Consider the following 19,386-nt stretch of genomic DNA (forward strand, 5'->3'; position numbering starts at 1 on the left):
GGGCGTGCGCGCCGTACGAGGGACGCGAGCAGGTGGCGTAGGGGGGCGAACAAAGAACGCGTACCGGACCGCCCCTGTGCGCTGTCGGCGGCATCAGGCAGCATGTCCCTCATGTCCGTACTGACGCGCGACGAAGCGCAGACCCGTGCCCGGCTCCTCGACGTCCACCGCTACGCGATCGAACTCGATCTGACCTGCGGCGACGAGACCTTCGACTCCCGTACCGCCATCCGCTTCACGGTGCGCGGCGACGGGCCGGCCACGGACACCTTCGTCGAGCTCAAGCCCGCCGAGCTGCGCTCCGCCACACTCGACGGACACCCCCTCGACCCGGACACCCTCGTCGAGAACCGGCTGCCGCTCACGGGTCTCACCCCGGGCGAGCACGAGCTGCGCATCGACACCGCCATGCGCTACTCGCACACCGGTGAGGGCATGCACCGCTTCACCGATCCCACCGACGGTGAGACCTACACCTACACCCAGCTGTTCCTGGACGACATCCAGCGCGTCTTCGCCGCCTTCGACCAGCCCGATCTCAAGGCCGTCTTCGATCTGACCGTCAAGGCCCCCGAAGGCTGGAGCGTCCTGGCCAACGGCATCACCACACACGAGGGCGACGGCATCTGGCGCGCCGCCGAGACCCCCCTCATCTCCACCTACCTCGTCGCCGTCGCCGCCGGCCCCTGGCACTCCGTGCGCACCGAGCACCGCGGACTGCCCTTCGGCATCCACTGCCGCCGCTCCCTCGCCCCGTACCTCGACGCCGACGCCGACGAGCTCCTGGACATAACCCGCCAGTGCTTCGACCGCTACCACGAGAAGTTCGAGGAGCCCTACCCCTTCGACTCCTACGACCAGGCGTTCGTCCCCGAGTTCAACGCCGGAGCCATGGAGAACCCCGGCCTCGTCACCTTCCGCGACGAGTTCGTCTACCGCTCCGCCGTCACCGACGCCCAGCGCCAGACCCGCGCCATGGTCATCGCCCACGAGATGGCCCACATGTGGTTCGGCGACCTGGTCACCCTGCGCTGGTGGGACGACATCTGGCTGAACGAGTCCTTCGCCGAGTACATGGGCTACCAGACCCTCACCGAAGCCACCCGCTTCACCGACACCTGGACCGACTTCGGCGTCGCCCGCAAGGCCTGGGGATACGAGGCCGACCAGCGCCCCTCCACCCACCCGGTGGCCCCCGACGCGGTCGACGACACCGCCTCCGCGCTCCTCAACTTCGACGGCATCTCCTACGCCAAGGGCGCCTCCGCGCTGCGGCAGCTGGTGGCCTGGCTCGGCGAGAAGGACTTCCTCGCCGGCATCAACACCCACTTCGCCCGCCACCGCTTCGGCAACGCCACCCTCGCCGACTTCGTCGACTCCCTGGCCGCCGCCACCGAACGGGACGTGCACGCCTGGGCCGAGTCCTGGCTGCGCACCACCGGCGTCGACACCCTCACCCCGCAGCTCACCCAGGCCGACGACGGCACCTGCTCCCTCACCGTCGACCGCGACGGCAGCCGCCCCCACCGCATCGCCGTCGGCCTCTACGACCAGGACCTCGCCGACGACGGGGCCCTCACCCTGCGCGAACGCATCGAGCTGGACATCCCGCAGACGGCACCGCAGCCCCTCGGCAAGCGCCCCGCCCTGCTCCTGCTCAACGACAGCGACCTCACCTACGCCAAGGTCCGCTTCGATCCCGACTCCTTCAAGGCCGTCCAGAGCGCCCTGTCGGCCCTGCCCGAGCCGCTCAGCCGCGCCGTCGTGTGGAACGCCCTGCGCGACGCCGTACGCGACGGCCGCCTCCCCGCCACCGCCTACTTGGAGACCGCCCGCACCCACCTCCCGCAGGAGAGCGACCTGGCCCTCGCCGAAGGAGTCCTCGCCTTCGCCTCCGCCCAGGTCGCCGACCGCTACCTGCCCCCCGAGGAGCGGCCCGCCGCCCTCGCCGCCCTCGCCCGCCTGTGCCGCGACCTCATCCGCCGCACCGAGGACGGATCCCACCCCGGGCTGCGGCTGATCGCCGTACGCCACTTCATCGACGCCGCCGCCCACCCCGACACCATCGCCGCCTGGCTCGCCGACGGCACGGTGCCCGGCGGACCCGAACTCGACCCCGAGCTGCGCTGGCGCATCCTGGGCCGTCTCGCCGTCCTCGGCGCCGTCGACGGGGCCACCATCGACGGCGAACTGGAGCGCGACCCCAGCGCCACCGGCCAGGAAGGCGCCGCCCACTGCCGCGCCGCCCTGCCCGACCCCGAGGCCAAACGGCGCGCCTGGGAGGCGATGTTCACCACCGACGAGCAGAGGGATCTGTCCAACTACCTCTTCACGGCCACCGCAAGGGGCTTCTGGCAGCCCGAACAGGCCGACCTCGTCGCCGAGTACGTCGACCGCTACTGGGCCGACGTACCCGCCCTCGCCGCCCGCCGAGGCCCCGCGATCGCCGCCGCCGCGGGCCGCTGGGCCTTCCCCCGCTACGCCATCGACGCGGACACCCTCCGCCGAGGCGAGAAGTGCCTGCGCAAGAAGGACCTCGTGCCGTCACTGCACCGCAGGCTCATCGACGAACTCGACGACCTGGCACGCGCGTTGCGCGTCCGCGAGGCATAGTCCGCGCCGGCCGGCACCCCTCACCGGGCGCCGGCCGGCCCGAGCGCTCCCACCTCGCGCCTCACCCGGCACCACCCCGCGGCACCTCACCCCGACGTTTCCCGCCCACGGCGATACCCCCTCCCGGTCGGATCGTTGTCCTCTGCGAGCGGGCGAACTCCCTCGCATGCAGGCCTGATCCCCCCGCCCCATGCCCGGAGGACGTCCCATGAGCTTGCCACCCCTCGCCTCAGGCCCCGAAGGCCCGAGCGCCCTCGGGCCGTTGCTCGCCACCGTCCTCGACGCCCTCCACGAAGGCGTACGGCTGCGCGGCGGGCCGCTGCCCGCGGGTGGTCCCGCGGCCGTCGCCGCGCAGGTACGCGACGCCGTCGGCGACGTACTGCCGGAGAAGGGCGACCCGGACGCCGTCCACACCCTCGTACGCACCTTCGCCGAGGGCGCCGCAGACCCCGCCGACCCCCGCTGCGCCGCCCATCTGCACTGCCCACCCCTCGCCGTCGCCACCGCCGCCGACCTCGCCGCCTCCGCCCTCAACCCCTCCCTCGACTCCTGGGACCAGGCCCCGGCGGCATCCGAACTGGAGTCCCTGGTCACCGCGGCCCTCGCCCGGGAGGCCGGCGCGGCCACCGCCCTCGTCACCACCGGCGGCACCGAGTCCAACCAACTCGCCCTCCTCCTGGCCCGCGAAGCCCACGGCAGGGTCCGGCTCGTCTGCGGATCAGCCGCCCACCACTCCCTGGCCCGCGCCGCCTGGCTCCTCGGCCTGCCCGAACCCGTCGTCGTCCCCACCCCGCGCGGCACCCTCGACCCCACCGCCCTCGCCGCGGCCCTCACCGGCCTGCCCCACCCGCGCGGACCCCTCCTCGTGGCCGCCACCGCGGGCACGACCGACGCCGGACTCATCGACCCCCTGTCCGCCCTCGCCGACGTGTGCGCGGCCCACGGCGCCCGCCTCCACATCGACGCCGCGTACGGGGGCGGACTCCTCTTCAGCGACCGCCACCGCCCGAAGCTCGCCGGCCTGGACCGCGCCCACACGGTCACCCTCGACCTGCACAAACTCGGCTGGCAGCCGGTCGCCGCCGGCCTCCTCGCCGTACACGACCCGCACGACCTGCGGGCCCTGCGCCACCGCGCGGACTACCTCAACGCCGACGACGACACCGAGGCCGGCCTGCCCGACCTCCTCGGACGCTCGCTGCGCACCACCCGACGCCCCGACATCCTCAAGATCGCCGTCACCCTCAAGACCCTCGGCCGCAGCGGACTCGGCGCCCTCGTCGACCACGTCTGCGCCCGCGCACAGGACCTCGCGCAGCTCATCTCGGCACACCCCGCCTTCGAGCTGTACGCCCCGCCCACCATCAGCACCGTCCTGTTCCGGCCCGCCGGAGCCCCCGACGACACCGTCGCCGCCGTCCGCCGCACCCTCCTCCACAACGGCCGCGCCGTCCTCGGCCGCGCCCGGCTCGACGGCCGCCTCTGGCTCAAGGCCACTCTCCTCAACCCCCACACCCGGCCCGGCGACCTGGCCGCGCTCCTGAACCTGGTGGAAGGAAGCACGCCCCGATGACCCACCTCCCGCACCCCGACCCCCAGGCCCCCCGCGACCTGGTCGGCATCGGCATCGGCCCGTTCAACCTCTCCCTCGCCGCCCTCGCCCACCCCCTCACCGAACTCGACACCGCCTTCTACGAGCAGCGCCCCGGCTTCGACTGGCACCCCGGCCTCCTCATCGACGGCGCCACCCTCCAGGTCCCCTTCCTCGCCGACCTGGTGACCCTCGCCGACCCCGCCAGCCCCTGGTCCTTCCTCAACTACCTCAAGAGCCTGGACCGCCTCTTCCCCTTCTACTTCGCCGAGCGCTTCCACATCCAGCGTGCCGAGTACGACGCCTACTGCCGCTGGGTCGCAGGCCACCTCCCCGGACTCCACTTCGGCCACCGCGTCGACAGCGTCCGCTGGGACCCGGAGTACGAGCTCTTCGAGATCGACTTCACCCGCCTCGGCCCGGACGGCGAGGACGAGGCCCTCGGCCGCACCCGGGCGCGCGCCGTCGTCCTGGGCGTCGGCACCGAACCGCACGTCCCCGAACCGCTGAGCCCTCTCGTCGACGCAGCCGGTGTGTCCGTCATCCACGCCGCCGACTACCTGCGCCACCGAGAGCGGTTCCTCACCGCCGGGCACATCACCGTCGTCGGCGCGGGCCAGTCGGGCGCCGAGGTCTTCCTCGACCTGCTGCGCCACCGGCCGGTCGGGTGCGAGCGGATCCACTGGCTCGCCCGCACCGAGGCGTTCGCCCCCATGGAGTACTCCAAGCTGGGCCTGGAACACTTCACGCCCGACTACACGCGCTACTTCCACGCCCTCGCCGAACCCGTGCGCGACCACCTCGTCTCCACCCAGTGGCAGCTGCACAAGGGCATCGACGCCGGCACCAGCGCCGCCATCCACGACGAGCTGTACCGCCGCACCCTGCACGGCGGCTGGCCCGACGCCGTCCTCACCCCCGGCGTCCACGTCCGCACCGCGGAACGCCACCCCACCGGCACGATCGAACTCCACCTGGAACACCCCCAGCAGGGCGGCCGCTTCCGCCTCACCACCGACGCCGTCGTCCTCGCCACGGGCTACCGCGCACGCCCCATGGACCGCATCCTCGCCGGACTCGCCCCCCACCTGTGCCGCGACAGCAGCGAACGGCCCCATATCGACGACCAGTTCCGCATGGTCCTCGACCCCTCGGTCACCGGCCGCCTCTACGTCCAGAACGCCGAACTCCACACCCATGGCGTCGGCACCCCGGACCTCGGCCTCGCCGCCTGGCGCAGCGCCACCATCCTCAACTCCCTCACCGGCAAGGAGCCCTACCCGCTGCCCCGGCGCACCGCCTTCACCACCTTCGGACTCCGGCAATCCGCCCCGAGACCGTCCGTCCCGGCGGCCCGGGGCCTGACCCCGGTCGCCGAAGGGCGGTAGACGGGCGGGAAGCCCGAGAAGCCAGGGAGCCCGGTCCCCCTGACGCCGGCGGCGCCGCCGCGACCACCGCGCCGACGCCGCCGATCCGGCCCGCCTCCAGGAACCCGAGCAGTCCCGAAGCCTCAGAAGACCGCCGTGCCGTCGCGCGTGAGCTTCCAGTCCGCCGACGCGAAGTCCTTCGGGTCCAGCACACCCTTCGCGGTCACCCACTCCGCGATCCGGGTCCGGATCTCGGTCGACTCGGACCACAGCTCCTTCGCCGAGGCCACATACGGGAAGGCGCCGCCGCCGTTGGCACGGTAGTTGTTCGCCGCGAGCACGAACTGCTGCGCGTCGTCCAGCGGGGCACCGGCGTGGGTCAGGTTCTTGACACGGGAACCCGCCGCCTGCGCGATGTCGATGTCGTAGCGCAGCCCCGACACATAGTCGTAGTTGTAGTCCGGGCGGCCGTTCGCGTTGGTCAGCTTCTCCACGTCGACCGCCGCGTCCGCGGCCGTCCGCACGAAGTACTCCGCCGAATACTCCAGGTACGCCCGGATCTGCGCACCCGTCATCAGCTTCGCCACCAGCGTGTTGTCGTACACGTACAGGCTCGACAGATCCCGGATCGTCACCTCGCCCGCCGGGATCTCCGAGGTGCGCGAGAACGGCGACGCCTGCGCGATCACCGGCAGCGACGCGTACTCCGTGCCCGCCAGCGCCGCCTTGACGACGTCCTCCTGCACCTTGGTGATCAGGTCGATGATCGGGGCGTCCTTGTACCGCGCCTCCACCGTCGTCAGCGTGTCCGTCGCCCGGCCGACCACCTGGTTGACGTACTTCACCACGGCCGCGTGCTCGTCGGACAGCAGCCTGGCGATCTTCGGGTCGTCGGCGACCGTGCCCGCGTTGCGCAGGGAGGCGGCGACGGACTCGACCTGCCACCTGCCCTTCTCGAAGGCCAGCTCGATGTCGAAGAGGGTGAGCCGCTCTCCGTAGCACAGCGGCTCGGACAGCACGACCGTCCTCCCCGTGTGCACGTTGGTGACCTTCAACTCCGGGATCTCCACGTGCGCGTGGCCCACGAGGATCGCGTCGATGCCCGGCACCTGCCGGGCCACATCGGCGGCCGCGTTCTCGACGTACGGCAGCTGGTCACCGTACGACGACGTCCCGGAGGCACCGGAGTGCGCCGACACCACCACCACGTCCGCGCCCATCGACCGGAGCTTCGGCACCCACTTCGCCGCCTGCTCCTCCAGCCCCGGGAAGGTCAGCTTCCCCTGCACATACGCCTTGTCCCAGATCGCGATGCCCGGGTTGGTCAGACCGAGGACGGCGACCTTCACCGGCGGGGCGCCCGGCACCTTGAACCGCTTGATGAAGTACGGCGGGAACGCCGGGCGCTGCGTCTTCGCGTCCAGCGCGTTCGCGCCGAGCAGCGGGAAGTGACACTGCGACTCGAACTTCCGCAGTGTCTCGATGCCGTAGTTGAACTCGTGGTTCCCGAGCGCCGCCGCGTCGTACCCGATCGCGTTCATCGCCTGCGCCATCGGGTGCACCGGGCCGCCCTTGGCCGTGATCGGGTCGACCTTCGCGTAGTAGTACGTCAGCGGAGTGCCCTGGATCGTGTCGCCCGCGTCCAGCAGCAGCGTGTTGCAGTGGCCCTTCTCCTTCCTGACCTGGTTCACCAGGGTGGAGATCCGGGCCAGGCCCATCGCGTTGCGGGCGCTGTCCGTGTACTCCGCGTCCTTGAAGTAGTCCCAGTTGAAGACGTGACCGTGCAGATCCGTCGTCCCCATCACCGTCAGGGCGTACCGCTTGGGGCCCTTCTTCACCGAGGCCGCGGGCGACGCCTGGGCCGCCGGAGCCGCCGCGGCGCCGGCCAGCGCCACCCCCGCCCCGGTCACAGCGGATCTCTTCAGGAACTTCCGGCGGTTCAACGGCATCTCTCGTACTCCTCAGCACCTGGTCAACGACGCGCGTAGATTTTGACCCGTTCATGGCCAGCCGAAACAGGCTCCGGAAGTCTCGATCAGGTGACCGATACACGGCGCCACGTCAGGCCGCCGATGACAGAGTGGGGCGCATGACCTCCACCCCTGTGAAACCCCAGTCGGCGCCCGTCTCCTACGGCACCCCGGACGTCCCCCGCCTCGCCGTCCGCGGAGAGGCCCACCTCGAGGTCGCCCCCGACATCGCCCGCCTCGGCATCACCGTCAGCGCACGGGGCACCGACCGCCACGCCACCCTGGACGACCTCACCCGGCGCAACGCCACGGTCCTCGACCTCGTCCGGACCTACGCGGACGCCGTCCGGCGGCTGGAGACCGGGCACTTCACCCTCAGCCCCGAACTGACGGAGGGCGGCCACGGCGAACGCGTCCACGCTTACCACGGCCGCGTCCACATCACCGCCGAGCTGACCGACTTCACGGCACTCGGCGAACTGACCACCCGTCTGGCCGCCCTCGAACTCACCCAGGTGGACGGCCCCTCGTGGGATCTCGACCCCGACTCACCCGCCCACGGCGAAGCCCGCCGGCAAGCCGTGCACGACGCGGTGCGACGCGCCCGCGAATACGCCGAGGCCCTCGACACCACCCTCACGGCCCTCGTCGAGCTCGCCGACATCGGCGCCGACAACGCCGAGCGGCCCGCGTTCGCGGCCCGGTCCGCGCGCCGGGCGACTCTCGACGGCACGGATCTCGCGGACGGGCCCACCGCCCTCGCCCTCGAACCCCGGCGGCAACATGTCCACGCCCGGATCGACGCACGATTCACCATGGCGCCGCCGCGGCTCTAGCCACCCGGCATCACGGGGATCAGTGAAATGCGAGGTGCGAGGGAAAACCATCCCTATTTCGTTCCGGGATGCTCATCGGAGCGCGGCACCGCACAATTCAACACTTGTCAATAAGGCTTCACGCAAAGGTTGTTGAGTGGTCACGCCGAACGAATTCTCTACCCACCGGTAAGGCATACGCTCGAAGCATGCGCCGAGCGAAGATCGTTTGTACATTGGGGCCCGCCACCGACTCGTACGACCAGATCAAGGCACTGGTCGAGGCCGGAATGGACGTCGCCCGCTTCAACCTCAGCCACGGCAGTTACGCCGACCACGAGGAGCGCTACCAGCGTGTACGCAAGGCTTCCGAGGAAACCGGCCGTAGCGTCGGAATCCTCGCCGACCTTCAGGGCCCGAAGATCAGACTCGGTCGATTCGCCGAAGGGCCCGTACTCCTTGAACGCGGGGACACCTTCACCATCACCGTGGAGGAGGGCGTCGAAGGAGACCGCCACACCTGCGGAACCACCTATGCCGGTCTCGCCTCCGACGTCACTCCCGGTGAACGTGTCCTCGTCGACGACGGCAAGGTGTGCCTGGAGGTCACCTCCGTCGACGGCCCCCGGGTCCACACCACCGTCGTCGAGGGCGGCATGGTGTCGGACAACAAGGGGCTGAACCTGCCGGGCGTCGCCGTCTCCGTCCCCGCGCTCTCCAAGAAGGACGAGGACGACCTGCGCTGGGCCCTGCGCACCGGCTGCGACGTCATCGCGCTCTCCTTCGTCCGCAGCGGCCGGGACGCCAAGGACGTCCACCGCATCATGGAGGAGGAGGGTCGCCGCCTCCCCGTCATCGCCAAGGTGGAGAAGCCGCAGGCCGTCGAGAACATCGACGAGATCGTGGCGGCGTTCGACGGCATCATGGTGGCCCGCGGCGACCTGGGCGTCGAGATGCCGCTCGAACAGGTGCCCATCGTCCAGAAGCGTGCGATCAAGCTCGCCAAGCGCAACGCCAAGCCCGTCATCGTCGCCACCCAGATGCTCGACTCGATGATCGAGAACTCGCGCCCCACGCGCGCCGAGGCCTCGGACGTCGCGAACGCCGTCATCGACGGCACGGACGCGGTGATGCTCTCCGGCGAGACCAGCGTCGGCAACCACCCCATCGAGACGGTCAGGACGATGGCCCGCATCGTCGAGGCGGCCGAGGAGGACATCCTCGCCAAGGGCCTGCCGCCGCTGACCGAGAACAGCAAGCCGCGCACCCAGGGCGGCGCCGTCGCCCGCGCCGCGGCGGAGATCGGCGACTTCCTCGGGGCGAAGTTCCTGGTCGCCTTCACCCAGTCGGGCGACACCGCCCGCCGGCTGTCCCGCTACCGCTCCCCGATCCCGCTCCTCGCCTTCACCCCCGAGCCGGCCACGCACTCCCAGCTGAACCTCACCTGGGGTGTGGAGACCTTCCTGGGACCGCACGTCGACTCGACGGACGCAATGGTCGAGCAGGTCGACGAACTGCTGCTGAAGTACGGCCGCTGCCGGCGGGGCGACGTCGTGGTGATCACGGCGGGCTCCCCGCCCGGGGTGTCGGGCTCGACGAACATGGTCCGGGTCCACCACATCGGCGAGGACGACAGCCCGAAGTGAGCAACGCGAACACGAAGGGCCCCTCTTTATGGAGGGGCCCTTTTCGCATGTCGTCAGTACTTGGGACCGACGTGGGCGTCCAGGAGGGCGACGGAGGCCTTGCGGGCGACGGAGATGTTGTACGGGTTTCCGTTGCGGGTGCAGTGCGTCCACTCGACACCGAGCCGGTCGAGGGTGTCCGTGCAGAGCCGGCGGATGTCGTCGGAGACGTTGGTGAAGAAGTACCGCGGATACTCGTAGTGCCTGCGTTCACCGCCGACGAGGCGAGTGGTCCGGTTGGTGGTGCGGCAGCCGTCGGAGTGGATCAGGCCGCGGAGGAACTCCCACGGGTGGGCATCGACGATGTCCTGCTGCCAGCGTTCGAGGGCGATCCGGCGCTCGTGCTTCTTGCCGGGGCCGTGCTGGGGAAACAGGCAAGTCCAGTGCTGGGCGTACGACTTGACCTCGACACAGCCCGGCTTGCGGTGCCGGGTGGTCCTCGACAGGGGCATCACCCGGCACATCGCCTCCTCGGCCGCCGCGATCAGACCTGTCTGGGCCGCGTTGCAGAAGACGGACAGATGGTGCTGCCTGGGCTTCGCGATGATGTGGCCGTCACCGAGGTAGAGGCCGAGCAGATAGGCGTAGGCCGGGCGGTCGACGTCCCGGCCCGTGCAGCGGGGGCAGTCCATGGGCCGTTCGTAGGTCTCACCGCGTGTTCTGCGGTCTTCGCTGCGCCACCAGCCGACGGTCCCGCGCGGGAGATTCAGCTGCTCCGCGACCAAGCGGTTCGGGACTCCCTGGCGCATGAGTGCGACTGCCTGTGCGCGGATCGAAGAACTGTGCTCCATGCGGCCACTCTGCGTCACCATTCGTGACCATGGGCAGAAAAAAGCGGAGGTTCACGAGATCGTGAGCCTCCGCTTCGATGGCTGTGCCGGGTGCGGGATTCGAACCCGCAAGCCCTCACGGGCAGAGGTGTTTGAGACCTCCGTGTATGCCGTTCCACCAACCCGGCCGGGCACCTCGGAGAGTGTACCGGGTCATCATCGTCCGGCGCCTCTAGGTAGGCTGCATTAGCAGCACCACCTGCCCAGCCCGTACGAGGAGCCCGAGTGACCGCCCCCGAGTCGCCCCAGCCCGTTGCCGACGACGACAAGTCGCACGTGCCCCCGCTGACGACCCGTGTCGTCATCGCGGAGGACGAGGCGCTCATCCGGCTCGACCTCAAAGAGATGCTCGAGGAAGAGGGCTACAACGTCGTCGGGGAGGCCGGTGACGGTGAGCAGGCCGTGGAGCTGGCCCGTGAGCACCGGCCCGACCTGGTGATCCTCGACGTGAAGATGCCGAAGCTCGACGGCATCTCGGCGGCCGAGAAGATCGCCGAGGAGCGCATCGCCCCGGTGCTGATGCTGACCGCCTTCTCGCAGCGCGACCTCGTCGAGCGTGCGCGCGACGCCGGTGCCATGGCGTACCTGGTGAAGCCGTTCAGCAAGAGCGACGTCGTGCCGGCGATCGAGATGGCCGTCTCGCGGTTCAACGAGCTGAAGACGCTGGAGAAGGAGGTCGCGGACCTCACGCAGCGGCTGGAGACCCGCAAGCTGGTGGACCGCGCGAAGTCGATCCTCCAGACGGAGTACGGGCTGACCGAGCCCGCCGCCTTCCGCTGGATCCAGAAGACCTCCATGGACCGCCGGATGTCGATGCAGCAGGTCGCCGAGGCCGTCATCCAGGACGCCGAGGAGAAGAAGTCCTCCAAGGGCTGAACAGCGCGTACGGCATACGGCGAGGCCCGCACCCCTGCTCAGGGAGTGCGGGCCTCGCCGTGTCGGTCCGGGCCTGCGGTCAGTCCTCGCCGAGGTACGCCTTGCGCACCGACTCGTCGTGCAGCAGGTCCTGCCCGGTGCCGGAGAGCACGATGTTCCCGACCTCCATGACATGACCGTGGTCGGCGAGCGACAGTGCCGCCTGGGCGTTCTGCTCGACCAGGAGGATCGTCGTGCCCTGGGACTTCAGCTCGGCGATGGTCGCCATGATCTTCTGCATCATGATGGGGGAGAGACCCATCGACGGTTCGTCGAGCATGAGCAGCTTCGGCTGGGACATCAGGGCCCGGCCCATCGCCAGCATCTGCTGCTCGCCGCCGGAGAGGGTGCCCGCGGCCTGCTTCCTGCGTTCCCCGAGGATGGGGAAGAGGTCGTAGGCCCGCTGGATGTCCTTCTCGATGCCCGGCCTGTCGCTGCGCAGGAACGCCCCGAGCCGCAGATTGTCCTCGATGGTCATCCGGGGGAAGATGTGCCGCCCCTCGGGGGAGTGGGCGAGCCCCAGGGAGACCACCTGGTGGGCGGGGACCTTCTTGAGCGATCTGCCGTTGAACCTGATCCGGCCGCCGACCGGCTTGAGGAGCCCGGAGAGCGTGCGCAGGGTGGTGGTCTTGCCGGCGCCGTTGGTGCCGATGAGGGTGACGACCTCGCCGGCGTCGACCTTGAAGGAGATGCCCTTGACGGCTTCGATCTTGCCGTAGGCGACCCGGAGGTCCTCGACTTCGAGCAGTGCGGTCATCGGTCGTTCTCCTTGCCGGGCGCGGCGTCCGTCTGGGCCTCGGCCTGCGCCTCGGCGGCCTCCACCTCGGCGATCTCCTCGTCGCCGGGGGCGTCCTCGAAGGGCTCGCCGAGGTAGGCGGCGATGACGCGCTCGTCGCCCTGGACGGTCGCGCTGTCGCCCTCGACGAGCTTCTCGCCCTGGACGAGGACGGCGACGCGGTCGCAGAGGTTGAAGATGAAGCGCATGTCGTGCTCGATGACGAGGACGGCGATGCCCTTCTCGCGGATCGCGAAGACGAGTTCCTCGGTGGCCCGGGTCTCCTGCGGGTTCATGCCGGCGGTGGGCTCGTCCAGGAGCAGCAGGCCCGGTTCGCTGGCGAGGGCGCGGGCGATCTCGAGCTTGCGCTGTTCGCCGTAGGGGAGGTTGCGGGCGAGGTGTTCGGCCTTGCCGGCGAGGCCGACGAACTCCAGGAGTTCCATGGCGCGTTCGCGGGAGGCGGCCTCCGCCCGGTGGAAGCCGGGGCCGCGCAGCACGGCGGACCAGAAGCCCTCTTTGGTGCGGGTGTGCCGGCCGACCAGCACGTTCTCCAGGACCGTCATGTTGGAGAAGAGACGGATGTTCTGGAAGGTGCGGGCGATGCCGGCGGCGGTGACCTTGAAGGACTTGGGCGGCAGGACGTTGCCCTTGTAGCGGACCTCGCCCTCGGTGGGGACGTACAGGCCCGTCAGGCAGTTGAAGAAGGTGGTCTTGCCGGCGCCGTTGGGGCCGATGAGGCCGACGATCTCGCCGCTGTTGACGGTGAGGTCGACGCCGCGCACGGCGGTGAGGCCGCCGAAGCGCATGGTGACGCCGCGTGCGTCGAGCACGACCTCGCCGGGGGCGGTGGCGCCCGGGGTGGCGTCCTGGGTGGTGGTGTCGGTGGTCATGGTGGTCAGGCCCCTGTCGTGCTGAGGACTGTGGGCGCTTCCGCCTCTTCGTGGAATTCCAGCTGACGGCGCCGGTTGGGGATGAGGCCCTCCGGACGGAAGCGCATCAGCAGGATGAGCGCGACACCGAAGGCGAAGAGCTGGTAGTCGCCGAGGAACTGGAGCTTGTTGGGGATGAGGAAGAGCAGTGCGGCGCCGATGAGGGGACCGCTGATGGTGCCCATGCCGCCGAGGACGACCGCGGCGAGCAGGAAGGCCGAGTTGGGCGGGATGGGGCCGGCGAAGAGGTACTGCTCGGGGGTGACCGTGTAGGTGACGTGCGCCTGCACGGTGCCGGCGAGACCGGCGAGGGAGGCGCCGACGGCGAAGGCGATCAGCTTGACCCGGAAGCCGTTGATGCCCATGGCGAGGGCGGCGGTCTCGTCCTCGCGGATGGCGACCCAGGCCCGGCCGATGCGGGAGTTGCCGCTGCGCCGGAAGACGAGCACGACGACGGCGGTGATGATCAGCATCAGGAAGAAGTAGTTGGCGAAGCGGCCGATGGTGAACCCGGCGACGTCGTGCTGGGCGCCGAAGTCGAAGCCGAGGATGTCGAGGTTCGGGATCGACGCGATGCCGTTGGAGCCGTTGGTGACGTCCGGACCGGAGGTGCCGTCCAGGTTGTTCGCCGTGATCCGGAAGATCTCACCGAAGCCGAGGGTGACGATGGCGAGGTAGTCGCCGCGCAGGCGCAGCGTGGGGGCGCCGATGAGGACGCCGAACACCAGGGAGGCGGCGGCGCCGATGAGGACGGCGGCCCAGAACGGGAAGTGGACGTGGAAGGGCGAGTTGGGGGAGCCGGAGACCAGGGCGGCGGCGTAGGCGCCGACACCGAGGAAGGCGACGTAACCGAGGTCGAGGAGGCCGGCGAGGCCGACGACGATGTTCAGGCCGAGGGCGACGGTGGCGAAGATGAGGATGTAGACGCCGATGGTCGCGTACTGGTCGTCGGTCTGGGTGAAGGGGAACAGCGCCGCCGCGACGAACGCCCCGCAGATGGTGATGCTCTGGTGGCGGGCGGTGAGCTGGGAGGCCTGGCTGATCAGGCCGGCCTTGTTCAGGGCGGCGAAGCCGAAGCCGGCGGTGAGCAGGAAGCCGATGAAGAGCTCGTCGTACTCGGTGCCGATGCCGTAGGTGAAGACGATCAGTCCCAGGGCCAGGACCCCGACGATGATCAGGATCTCGGCGTACGCGGGCAGCTTGCCGAGGGGACGCGGGGTGCCCGAGGCGAAGGAGGCCTTGACCGTCTCCCACTGGTGGGCGGCCTTGCGGCGGAAGCGTTCCCCGGACGTCTCGTCGGGGTCGGCGGGCTCGGGCACGGGCCGCTGGAAGGGCAGGGCCAGGGCGCCGATCAGGGCGGCGAGGCTGGTGACGGCCACGAGGTAGCCGCCGGGTTCGAGGTTGACGATTCCGCCGAGTTCGACGCTGATCGCGAGGACCGTGTACCAGGCGGTGGTGAAGGTGGTGAGGGCGGCGAACTTGAGGGCCCCGTCGGCGCCGGCGGGGACGAGCCAGCCAAGTCCCTTGACGCCGTAGGAGGCGAGGGCGAACAGGGTGGTGAGGACGCCGCCGATGAGGACGAGGACCTGCAGGCCGCCCGGGTAGCCGTAGACGGTGAGGTCGCCGGGGAAGTCGGCGGTCCAGGTCCAGGAGAGGAAGGTGGAGATGATGGTGAGGACGCCGCCGGCGGTGGCGAGGGCGCGGCCGATGTGCGGCGGGATGCCGATGAGACCGGACGGGGCGCCTGTGGCAGGGGTGCTCGGGGTGTCGGGTGCGGTGGTCTGTGTGGTCATCGGTGTCACGCCCTGTCCGCGACGCGCTCGCCGAGCAGGCCCTGGGGCCTGAACAGCAGCACGAGGATGAGGAGTACGAACGCCCAGACGTCTGCCCAGGACTGGCTGCCGAACTTCTCCATGCCGGGGAGGTCGGCGATGTAGGCGGTGGCCAGGGTCTCGGCGACGCCGAGGACGATGCCGCCGATCATGGCTCCGTAGATGTTGCCGATGCCACCGAGGACGGCTGCGGTGAAGGCCTTGAGGCCGAGGATGAAGCCCATGCGGAAGTCGATCTGACCGTACTTCAGGCCGTAGGCGACACCGCCGATGGCGGCGAAGGCGGCGCCGAGGGCGAAGGCGACCACGATGATGCGGTCGGTGTTGATGCCCATGAGCTTGGCGGTGTCGGGGTCCTGGGCGGTCGCCTGCATGCCGCGTCCGGTGCGGGTCTTCATGACGAAGTAGGCGAGGACGGCCATGCTGATGGGGGCCGCGATCAGCAGGAAGATGTCACCGGTCTGGATGGTGACGTTGCCGATGTGGAAGGGGCCGCCGTGGATCTGCGGGAAGGTGCGGGCGGACTTGGCGTCGGGGTACCAGGCCCAGACCGCCTGCTGGAGGGCGAGGGAGAGACCGATCGCCGTGATGAGCGGGGCCAGGCGGGGAGCGCTGCGCAGGGGCCGGTAGGCGAACCGCTCTGCTCCCACGGCCACGATGACGGCGACCAGGACGGCGCCGATGAGCATCAGTGGCAGGGCGACCCACATGGAGGTGCCGTCGGGCAGGATGTACGCGTAGACCGTGAGGGCGCCGAAGGCCCCGGTCATGAAGATCTCGCCGTGGGCGAAGTTGATGAGCTGGACGATGCCGTAGACCATTGTGTAGCCGATGGCGACCAGCCCGTACATGGATCCTAGTAGCAGGCCGTTGACCAGCTGCTGCGGCAGTTCGTTCACCGCATGTCCTCCGAGACTTTCGGACGTTCGACGGATGTGGCCGGATGCGAGACCGCGCGGGGCGCCAGTGGAACAGCGCCCCGCGCGGCTCGTGGGATGGTGCGGGCCTGGTCAGCCGGTGAAGGTGCCGGACTTGACGGGCGTGAAGACACCGTTCTTGATGGCGTAGACGGTGAGCTGCTTGTTGGTGGCGTCACCGAATTCGTCGAAGGAGACCTTGCCGGTCACACCGTCGAAGGAGACGTTCTGCGTAGCGGCCGTGACCTTGGCGCGGGCGTCGGAGGGCAGCTTGCCGCCGTTGTCCTCGACGACCTTCTTCACCGCTTCGATGATCGCCCAGGCGGAGTCGTAGGAGTAGCCGCCGTAGGCGGAGTACTCGTCCTTGTAGCCGGCGGCCTTGTAGTCGGAGACGAACTGCTTGGCGGAGGGAAGGGACTCGACGGGGGCGCCGACCGAGGTGGCGAGGTCGCCGGTGCTCTCGGGGCCGGCCAGCTTGCCGTAGGTGGCGTCGTTGATGCCGTCGCCGCCGACGAGCGGGATCTTGGCACCGGCGGCCTTGATCTGCTTGCTGAGCGGGCCTGCCTGCGGGTACTCGCCGCCGTAGTAGACGACGTCGGCGCCGGAGTTCTTCACCTTGGTGACGACCGCGGAGAAGTCCGTGGTGTCGGGGTTGATGTGCTCGGTGCCGACGACCTTGCCGCCGAGCTTCTTGAACTCGTCGGTGAAGGTGGCGGCGAGGCCCGCCCCGTAGGTCTTCTTGTCGTCGATGACGAAGACCTTCTTCTTCTTGGCGTCGTTGTACACGTACTGGGCGGCGAACGGGCCCTGGATGGCGTCCGTGGTGGCCGTGCGGAAGTAGGACTTGTAGGGACGGACCTTCTTGGTCTGCCAGTCGGCGCCCTGGGTGAGGGCGGGGCCGGTGTTGGCCGGCGAGATCTCGACGAGCTTGGCGTCGTCGAAGACCTTCTGCATGGACTCGGCGACGGAGGAGTTCAGCGGGCCGACGACGCCGAGGACGTTGCTGTCGGCGACGAGCTTGGAGGCGTTCTGCTGGCCCTGGGACGGCTGCTTCTGGTCGTCGAGGGGCTCGATCTTGAAGGTGACGCCCTTGACGTAGTTCTGCTTGTTGGCGTTCTTGGCGGCGAGGTCGGCCGAGTTCTTGATGCCGAGACCCATGGCGGACAGGTCGCCGGTCAGCGGGGCGTCGACTCCGATGGTGACGGTGGTGCCGCCACCCTTGCTGGAATCCGAGCTCTTGCCGTTGTCGCGCGAGCCACAGGCGGTGAGGGTCAGTGCACCCGCCGCCAGCGCGGCGGTGATGGCGATGAGCGAACGTTGACGCACGATCAGTCCTTTCCCTGGCACGGTCCCTCCCCACCTGGAAGGGGCCGAGTCGAGCGCTGGGCCGAAGTGACATTCAGACCGCGCGGTGACTGGCCGTGACTCTAAGCGTGCGTGGGGAACATGGAGGAGGGTCTGACCGAGGCTGTGACGCTCTTGTTATGACACGAGGTAATGCAGAGCGGTACTGCACGGGTGGAACAGCGGAATTCCGGCCGATTCGCCCGGTCCGCATGCTGAGAATCCGCAGGACGCGCGGTGGTGCGTTCAGGTGTGTCGGCCGTTTTGGTGATTACCGGGAACGGTTGCCGCAGGCGACGTGCAGGGCCGCCGAGAGGTCGTGCGCATAGCGTGAACCGAGGATGTAACTGTGGACCTCTATTGCCCGCGTATTACGCAGAGTTACGTCCAGGAAAGGCAGTCCGGCGTTCTCGGGTACTTTTCCGCATTCGGTCACATGCATGGTGATGTCGATCTTGCGGGCAGAGCCCGCCTTTGTGCGGAAAGGGGGCCGCGGGGACGAGATCACGGAAAGGCCCGCATAGGGCTGGGCTATCCCGGTCACGGTGACGGGTGGGCCCGACCGCACGCTCAGCACCACCGACAGGCGGAAGCTTCGAGGCGGTGCGCTCCGGAGCGCGGGCTCCGCGTCCAGGTAGCTGACGTCGACGACTTGGGAGGGGTACGGCGGGGGAGAGGGCGGGGGCGGCGGCGGGCTCTGCGGGCGGGTGACGTAGAGGTAGCCGCCGCCGGTGAGCAGAGCGACCACCGTCGTCGCCGTGAGAAGCGTCCGGCGGTGCCGGCCGTACAGCCGGGCGAGGCGTCCGCGGGGGCGCGCCGGGCCCGGATCCGGGTCGTCGTCACCCGCGCGCGTGCCCTCGCCGGGCTCGACGGGACCGACCCCGCTCACTGCCACGGGCCCTTGCTCGGGCCGCCGGTACGACTCCGGTCGGCACTGCACTCGCCCACCCGACGGTCCGTCAACCGATCGGCAGAGAAGCCACCCTGACGTCCTCTCAGGTCCCCGCCCGCGCCGCGCCGCGCACCCGGCTCCCCGGGAGGCGTGGGCCCGGGGGACGCCGAGGCGGCGACGGCCGCCTCGGCGCCGGTCGGGCCGGCGGAGCCCGTGCGGGCGCGGGCGGTCGTCGTCGCACCCGTCAACAGGGCCGGTACGAGACGCAGTCCACGCACCGTCAGCCCCGGCCTGGAGGCTCTGCCCGTCGCCATGCCATGAAGCTAAGGCGCCGGTGCCCCGGGATCAACGGCGCTGCGGACGCCGGTTCAGCCCGCGTGCGGGATGTTGTCCCCGTCGTCCGGCCGCACATCGCGCAGCAGACAGGTCAGCCGGGCCGTGCACACCCGCTTGCCGTCCTCGTCGCTGATCACGATCTCGTACGTCGCCGTCGAGCGGCCCCGGTGGACGGGGGTGGCGACGCCGGTGACCAGACCGGAGCGCACCCCCCGATGGTGGGTGCAGTTCAGGTCGACGCCGACGGCGATCTTGGAGCTGCCGCCGTGGAGCATGGAGCCGACCGAGCCGAGGGTCTCGGCGAGCACGGCGGAGGCGCCCCCGTGGAGCAGTCCGTACGGCTGGGTGTTGCCCTCCACGGGCATCGTGCCGACGACCCGCTCCGGTGAGGCCTCGGTGATCTGGACGCCCATACGGGTGCCGAGGTGTCCGGCGGAGAAGAGGGCGGGCAGGTCGACGCCGAGCGCGGCGTACTCGTCGACGATCTCTTGCGGGAACTTCACTGTGTGCTGCTCGCCCATGGGACATGGCTCCGTTCGTCGGGGTCGGTCACTCGCCTCCGGCTGAGCAAACGC

The 19,386-nt window shown here is 70.0% G+C and carries 15 protein-coding genes and 1 tRNA gene; 6 read left to right on the top strand and 10 right to left on the bottom strand.

Features of this window, described 5'->3' with window-relative positions; translation table 11 throughout:
* Positions 1-102 precede the first annotated feature (102 nt).
* The 3 genes from pepN (at position 103) to ACFY2Z_RS01800 (ending at position 5,592) form a co-directional block, all read left to right on the top strand.
* A complete protein-coding gene (gene pepN, locus ACFY2Z_RS01790) occupies positions 103-2,613 on the top strand; it encodes an aminopeptidase N (protein WP_390742189.1) in 2,511 nt (836 codons plus the stop codon).
* A 208-nt stretch (positions 2,614-2,821) separates the two neighbouring features.
* Positions 2,822-4,186 carry a pyridoxal phosphate-dependent decarboxylase family protein gene (locus tag ACFY2Z_RS01795; protein WP_390742190.1) on the top strand — a complete coding sequence of 455 codons (1,365 nt, stop codon included), beginning with the start codon at positions 2,822-2,824 and terminating at the stop codon, positions 4,184-4,186.
* A complete protein-coding gene (locus ACFY2Z_RS01800; protein WP_390742191.1) occupies positions 4,183-5,592 on the top strand; it encodes a lysine N(6)-hydroxylase/L-ornithine N(5)-oxygenase family protein in 1,410 nt (469 codons plus the stop codon). Before ACFY2Z_RS01795 ends, ACFY2Z_RS01800 begins: the two co-directional genes overlap by 4 nt.
* A gap of 122 nt (positions 5,593-5,714) precedes the next feature.
* Here ACFY2Z_RS01800 and ACFY2Z_RS01805 read toward each other — a convergent pair whose 3' ends face one another.
* On the bottom strand, positions 5,715-7,520 hold the full coding sequence (locus tag ACFY2Z_RS01805; protein ID WP_390742192.1) for a bifunctional metallophosphatase/5'-nucleotidase: 1,806 nt from the start codon (positions 7,518-7,520) through the stop codon (positions 5,715-5,717).
* Positions 7,521-7,660: 140 nt separating this feature from the next.
* Here ACFY2Z_RS01805 and ACFY2Z_RS01810 point away from each other — a divergent pair, with 140 nt between their 5' ends.
* Together ACFY2Z_RS01810 and pyk are read left to right on the top strand one after the other, a co-directional pair.
* Positions 7,661-8,377, top strand: coding sequence for an SIMPL domain-containing protein (locus tag ACFY2Z_RS01810; protein WP_390742193.1), 717 nt, complete (start codon positions 7,661-7,663; stop codon positions 8,375-8,377).
* Between the two features lie 188 nt (positions 8,378-8,565).
* Positions 8,566-10,002, top strand: a complete 1,437-nt coding sequence (gene pyk / locus ACFY2Z_RS01815) for a pyruvate kinase (protein ID WP_390742194.1) — start codon at positions 8,566-8,568, stop codon at positions 10,000-10,002.
* A 53-nt stretch (positions 10,003-10,055) separates the two neighbouring features.
* Here pyk and ACFY2Z_RS01820 read toward each other — a convergent pair whose 3' ends face one another.
* Both ACFY2Z_RS01820 and ACFY2Z_RS01825 read right to left on the bottom strand, forming a co-directional pair.
* The gene (locus ACFY2Z_RS01820) at positions 10,056-10,832 is read right to left on the bottom strand and encodes a helix-turn-helix domain-containing protein (protein ID WP_390742195.1); all 777 of its coding nucleotides are present in this window, start codon (positions 10,830-10,832) and stop codon (positions 10,056-10,058) included.
* Between the two features lie 84 nt (positions 10,833-10,916).
* A tRNA-Leu gene (locus tag ACFY2Z_RS01825) sits at positions 10,917-10,999 on the bottom strand.
* A gap of 97 nt (positions 11,000-11,096) precedes the next feature.
* Between ACFY2Z_RS01825 and ACFY2Z_RS01830 the strand changes: the two genes are divergently transcribed.
* Positions 11,097-11,747 carry a response regulator gene (locus tag ACFY2Z_RS01830; RefSeq protein ID WP_311697048.1) on the top strand — a complete coding sequence of 217 codons (651 nt, stop codon included), beginning with the start codon at positions 11,097-11,099 and terminating at the stop codon, positions 11,745-11,747.
* A gap of 79 nt (positions 11,748-11,826) precedes the next feature.
* Here the strand turns inward: ACFY2Z_RS01830 and ACFY2Z_RS01835 are convergent, their stop codons facing one another.
* From ACFY2Z_RS01835 to ACFY2Z_RS01865, 7 genes are all read right to left on the bottom strand, one after another.
* A complete protein-coding gene (locus tag ACFY2Z_RS01835; RefSeq protein ID WP_390742196.1) occupies positions 11,827-12,543 on the bottom strand; it encodes an ABC transporter ATP-binding protein in 717 nt (238 codons plus the stop codon).
* Positions 12,540-13,451 carry an ABC transporter ATP-binding protein gene (locus tag ACFY2Z_RS01840; RefSeq protein ID WP_390742197.1) on the bottom strand — a complete coding sequence of 304 codons (912 nt, stop codon included), beginning with the start codon at positions 13,449-13,451 and terminating at the stop codon, positions 12,540-12,542. Before ACFY2Z_RS01840 ends, ACFY2Z_RS01835 begins: the two co-directional genes overlap by 4 nt.
* Positions 13,452-13,456: 5 nt before the next feature.
* Positions 13,457-15,283, bottom strand: coding sequence for a branched-chain amino acid ABC transporter permease (locus ACFY2Z_RS01845; protein ID WP_390742198.1), 1,827 nt, complete (start codon positions 15,281-15,283; stop codon positions 13,457-13,459).
* 5 nt (positions 15,284-15,288) lie between these two features.
* Complete coding sequence (locus ACFY2Z_RS01850) at positions 15,289-16,221, bottom strand: branched-chain amino acid ABC transporter permease (RefSeq protein ID WP_390742199.1); 933 nt, start codon at positions 16,219-16,221, stop codon at positions 15,289-15,291.
* Positions 16,222-16,332: 111 nt separating this feature from the next.
* Entirely contained in the window at positions 16,333-17,565 is a 1,233-nt protein-coding gene (locus ACFY2Z_RS01855) for a branched-chain amino acid ABC transporter substrate-binding protein (protein WP_390742200.1), read from the bottom strand.
* A 289-nt stretch (positions 17,566-17,854) separates the two neighbouring features.
* Positions 17,855-18,472: a Tat pathway signal sequence domain protein gene (locus ACFY2Z_RS01860; protein ID WP_390742423.1), complete on the bottom strand. Its 618-nt coding sequence runs from the start codon at positions 18,470-18,472 to the stop codon at positions 17,855-17,857.
* Between the two features lie 371 nt (positions 18,473-18,843).
* Positions 18,844-19,332, bottom strand: coding sequence for a PaaI family thioesterase (locus tag ACFY2Z_RS01865; RefSeq protein ID WP_390742201.1), 489 nt, complete (start codon positions 19,330-19,332; stop codon positions 18,844-18,846).
* Positions 19,333-19,386 lie beyond the last annotated feature (54 nt).

Origin of the sequence: Streptomyces sp. NPDC001222 (assembly GCF_042896945.1) — a bacterium.
Lineage (GTDB): Bacteria > Actinomycetota > Actinomycetes > Streptomycetales > Streptomycetaceae > Streptomyces > Streptomyces gibsoniae.

What these genes read in the sequence shown, in the direction of transcription:
- pepN (WP_390742189.1), top strand. Translation starts at nt 103, where the DNA reads ATGTCCCTCATGTCCGTACTGACGCGCGACGAAGCGCAGACCCGTGCC.
- ACFY2Z_RS01795 (WP_390742190.1), top strand. Translation starts at nt 2,822, where the DNA reads ATGAGCTTGCCACCCCTCGCCTCAGGCCCCGAAGGCCCGAGCGCCCTC.
- ACFY2Z_RS01800 (WP_390742191.1), top strand. Translation starts at nt 4,183, where the DNA reads ATGACCCACCTCCCGCACCCCGACCCCCAGGCCCCCCGCGACCTGGTC.
- ACFY2Z_RS01805 (WP_390742192.1), bottom strand. Translation starts at nt 7,520, where the DNA reads ATGCCGTTGAACCGCCGGAAGTTCCTGAAGAGATCCGCTGTGACCGGG.
- ACFY2Z_RS01810 (WP_390742193.1), top strand. Translation starts at nt 7,661, where the DNA reads ATGACCTCCACCCCTGTGAAACCCCAGTCGGCGCCCGTCTCCTACGGC.
- pyk (WP_390742194.1), top strand. Translation starts at nt 8,566, where the DNA reads ATGCGCCGAGCGAAGATCGTTTGTACATTGGGGCCCGCCACCGACTCG.
- ACFY2Z_RS01820 (WP_390742195.1), bottom strand. Translation starts at nt 10,832, where the DNA reads ATGGAGCACAGTTCTTCGATCCGCGCACAGGCAGTCGCACTCATGCGC.
- ACFY2Z_RS01835 (WP_390742196.1), bottom strand. Translation starts at nt 12,543, where the DNA reads ATGACCGCACTGCTCGAAGTCGAGGACCTCCGGGTCGCCTACGGCAAG.
- ACFY2Z_RS01840 (WP_390742197.1), bottom strand. Translation starts at nt 13,451, where the DNA reads ATGACCACCGACACCACCACCCAGGACGCCACCCCGGGCGCCACCGCC.
- ACFY2Z_RS01845 (WP_390742198.1), bottom strand. Translation starts at nt 15,283, where the DNA reads ATGACCACACAGACCACCGCACCCGACACCCCGAGCACCCCTGCCACA.
- ACFY2Z_RS01865 (WP_390742201.1), bottom strand. Translation starts at nt 19,332, where the DNA reads ATGGGCGAGCAGCACACAGTGAAGTTCCCGCAAGAGATCGTCGACGAG.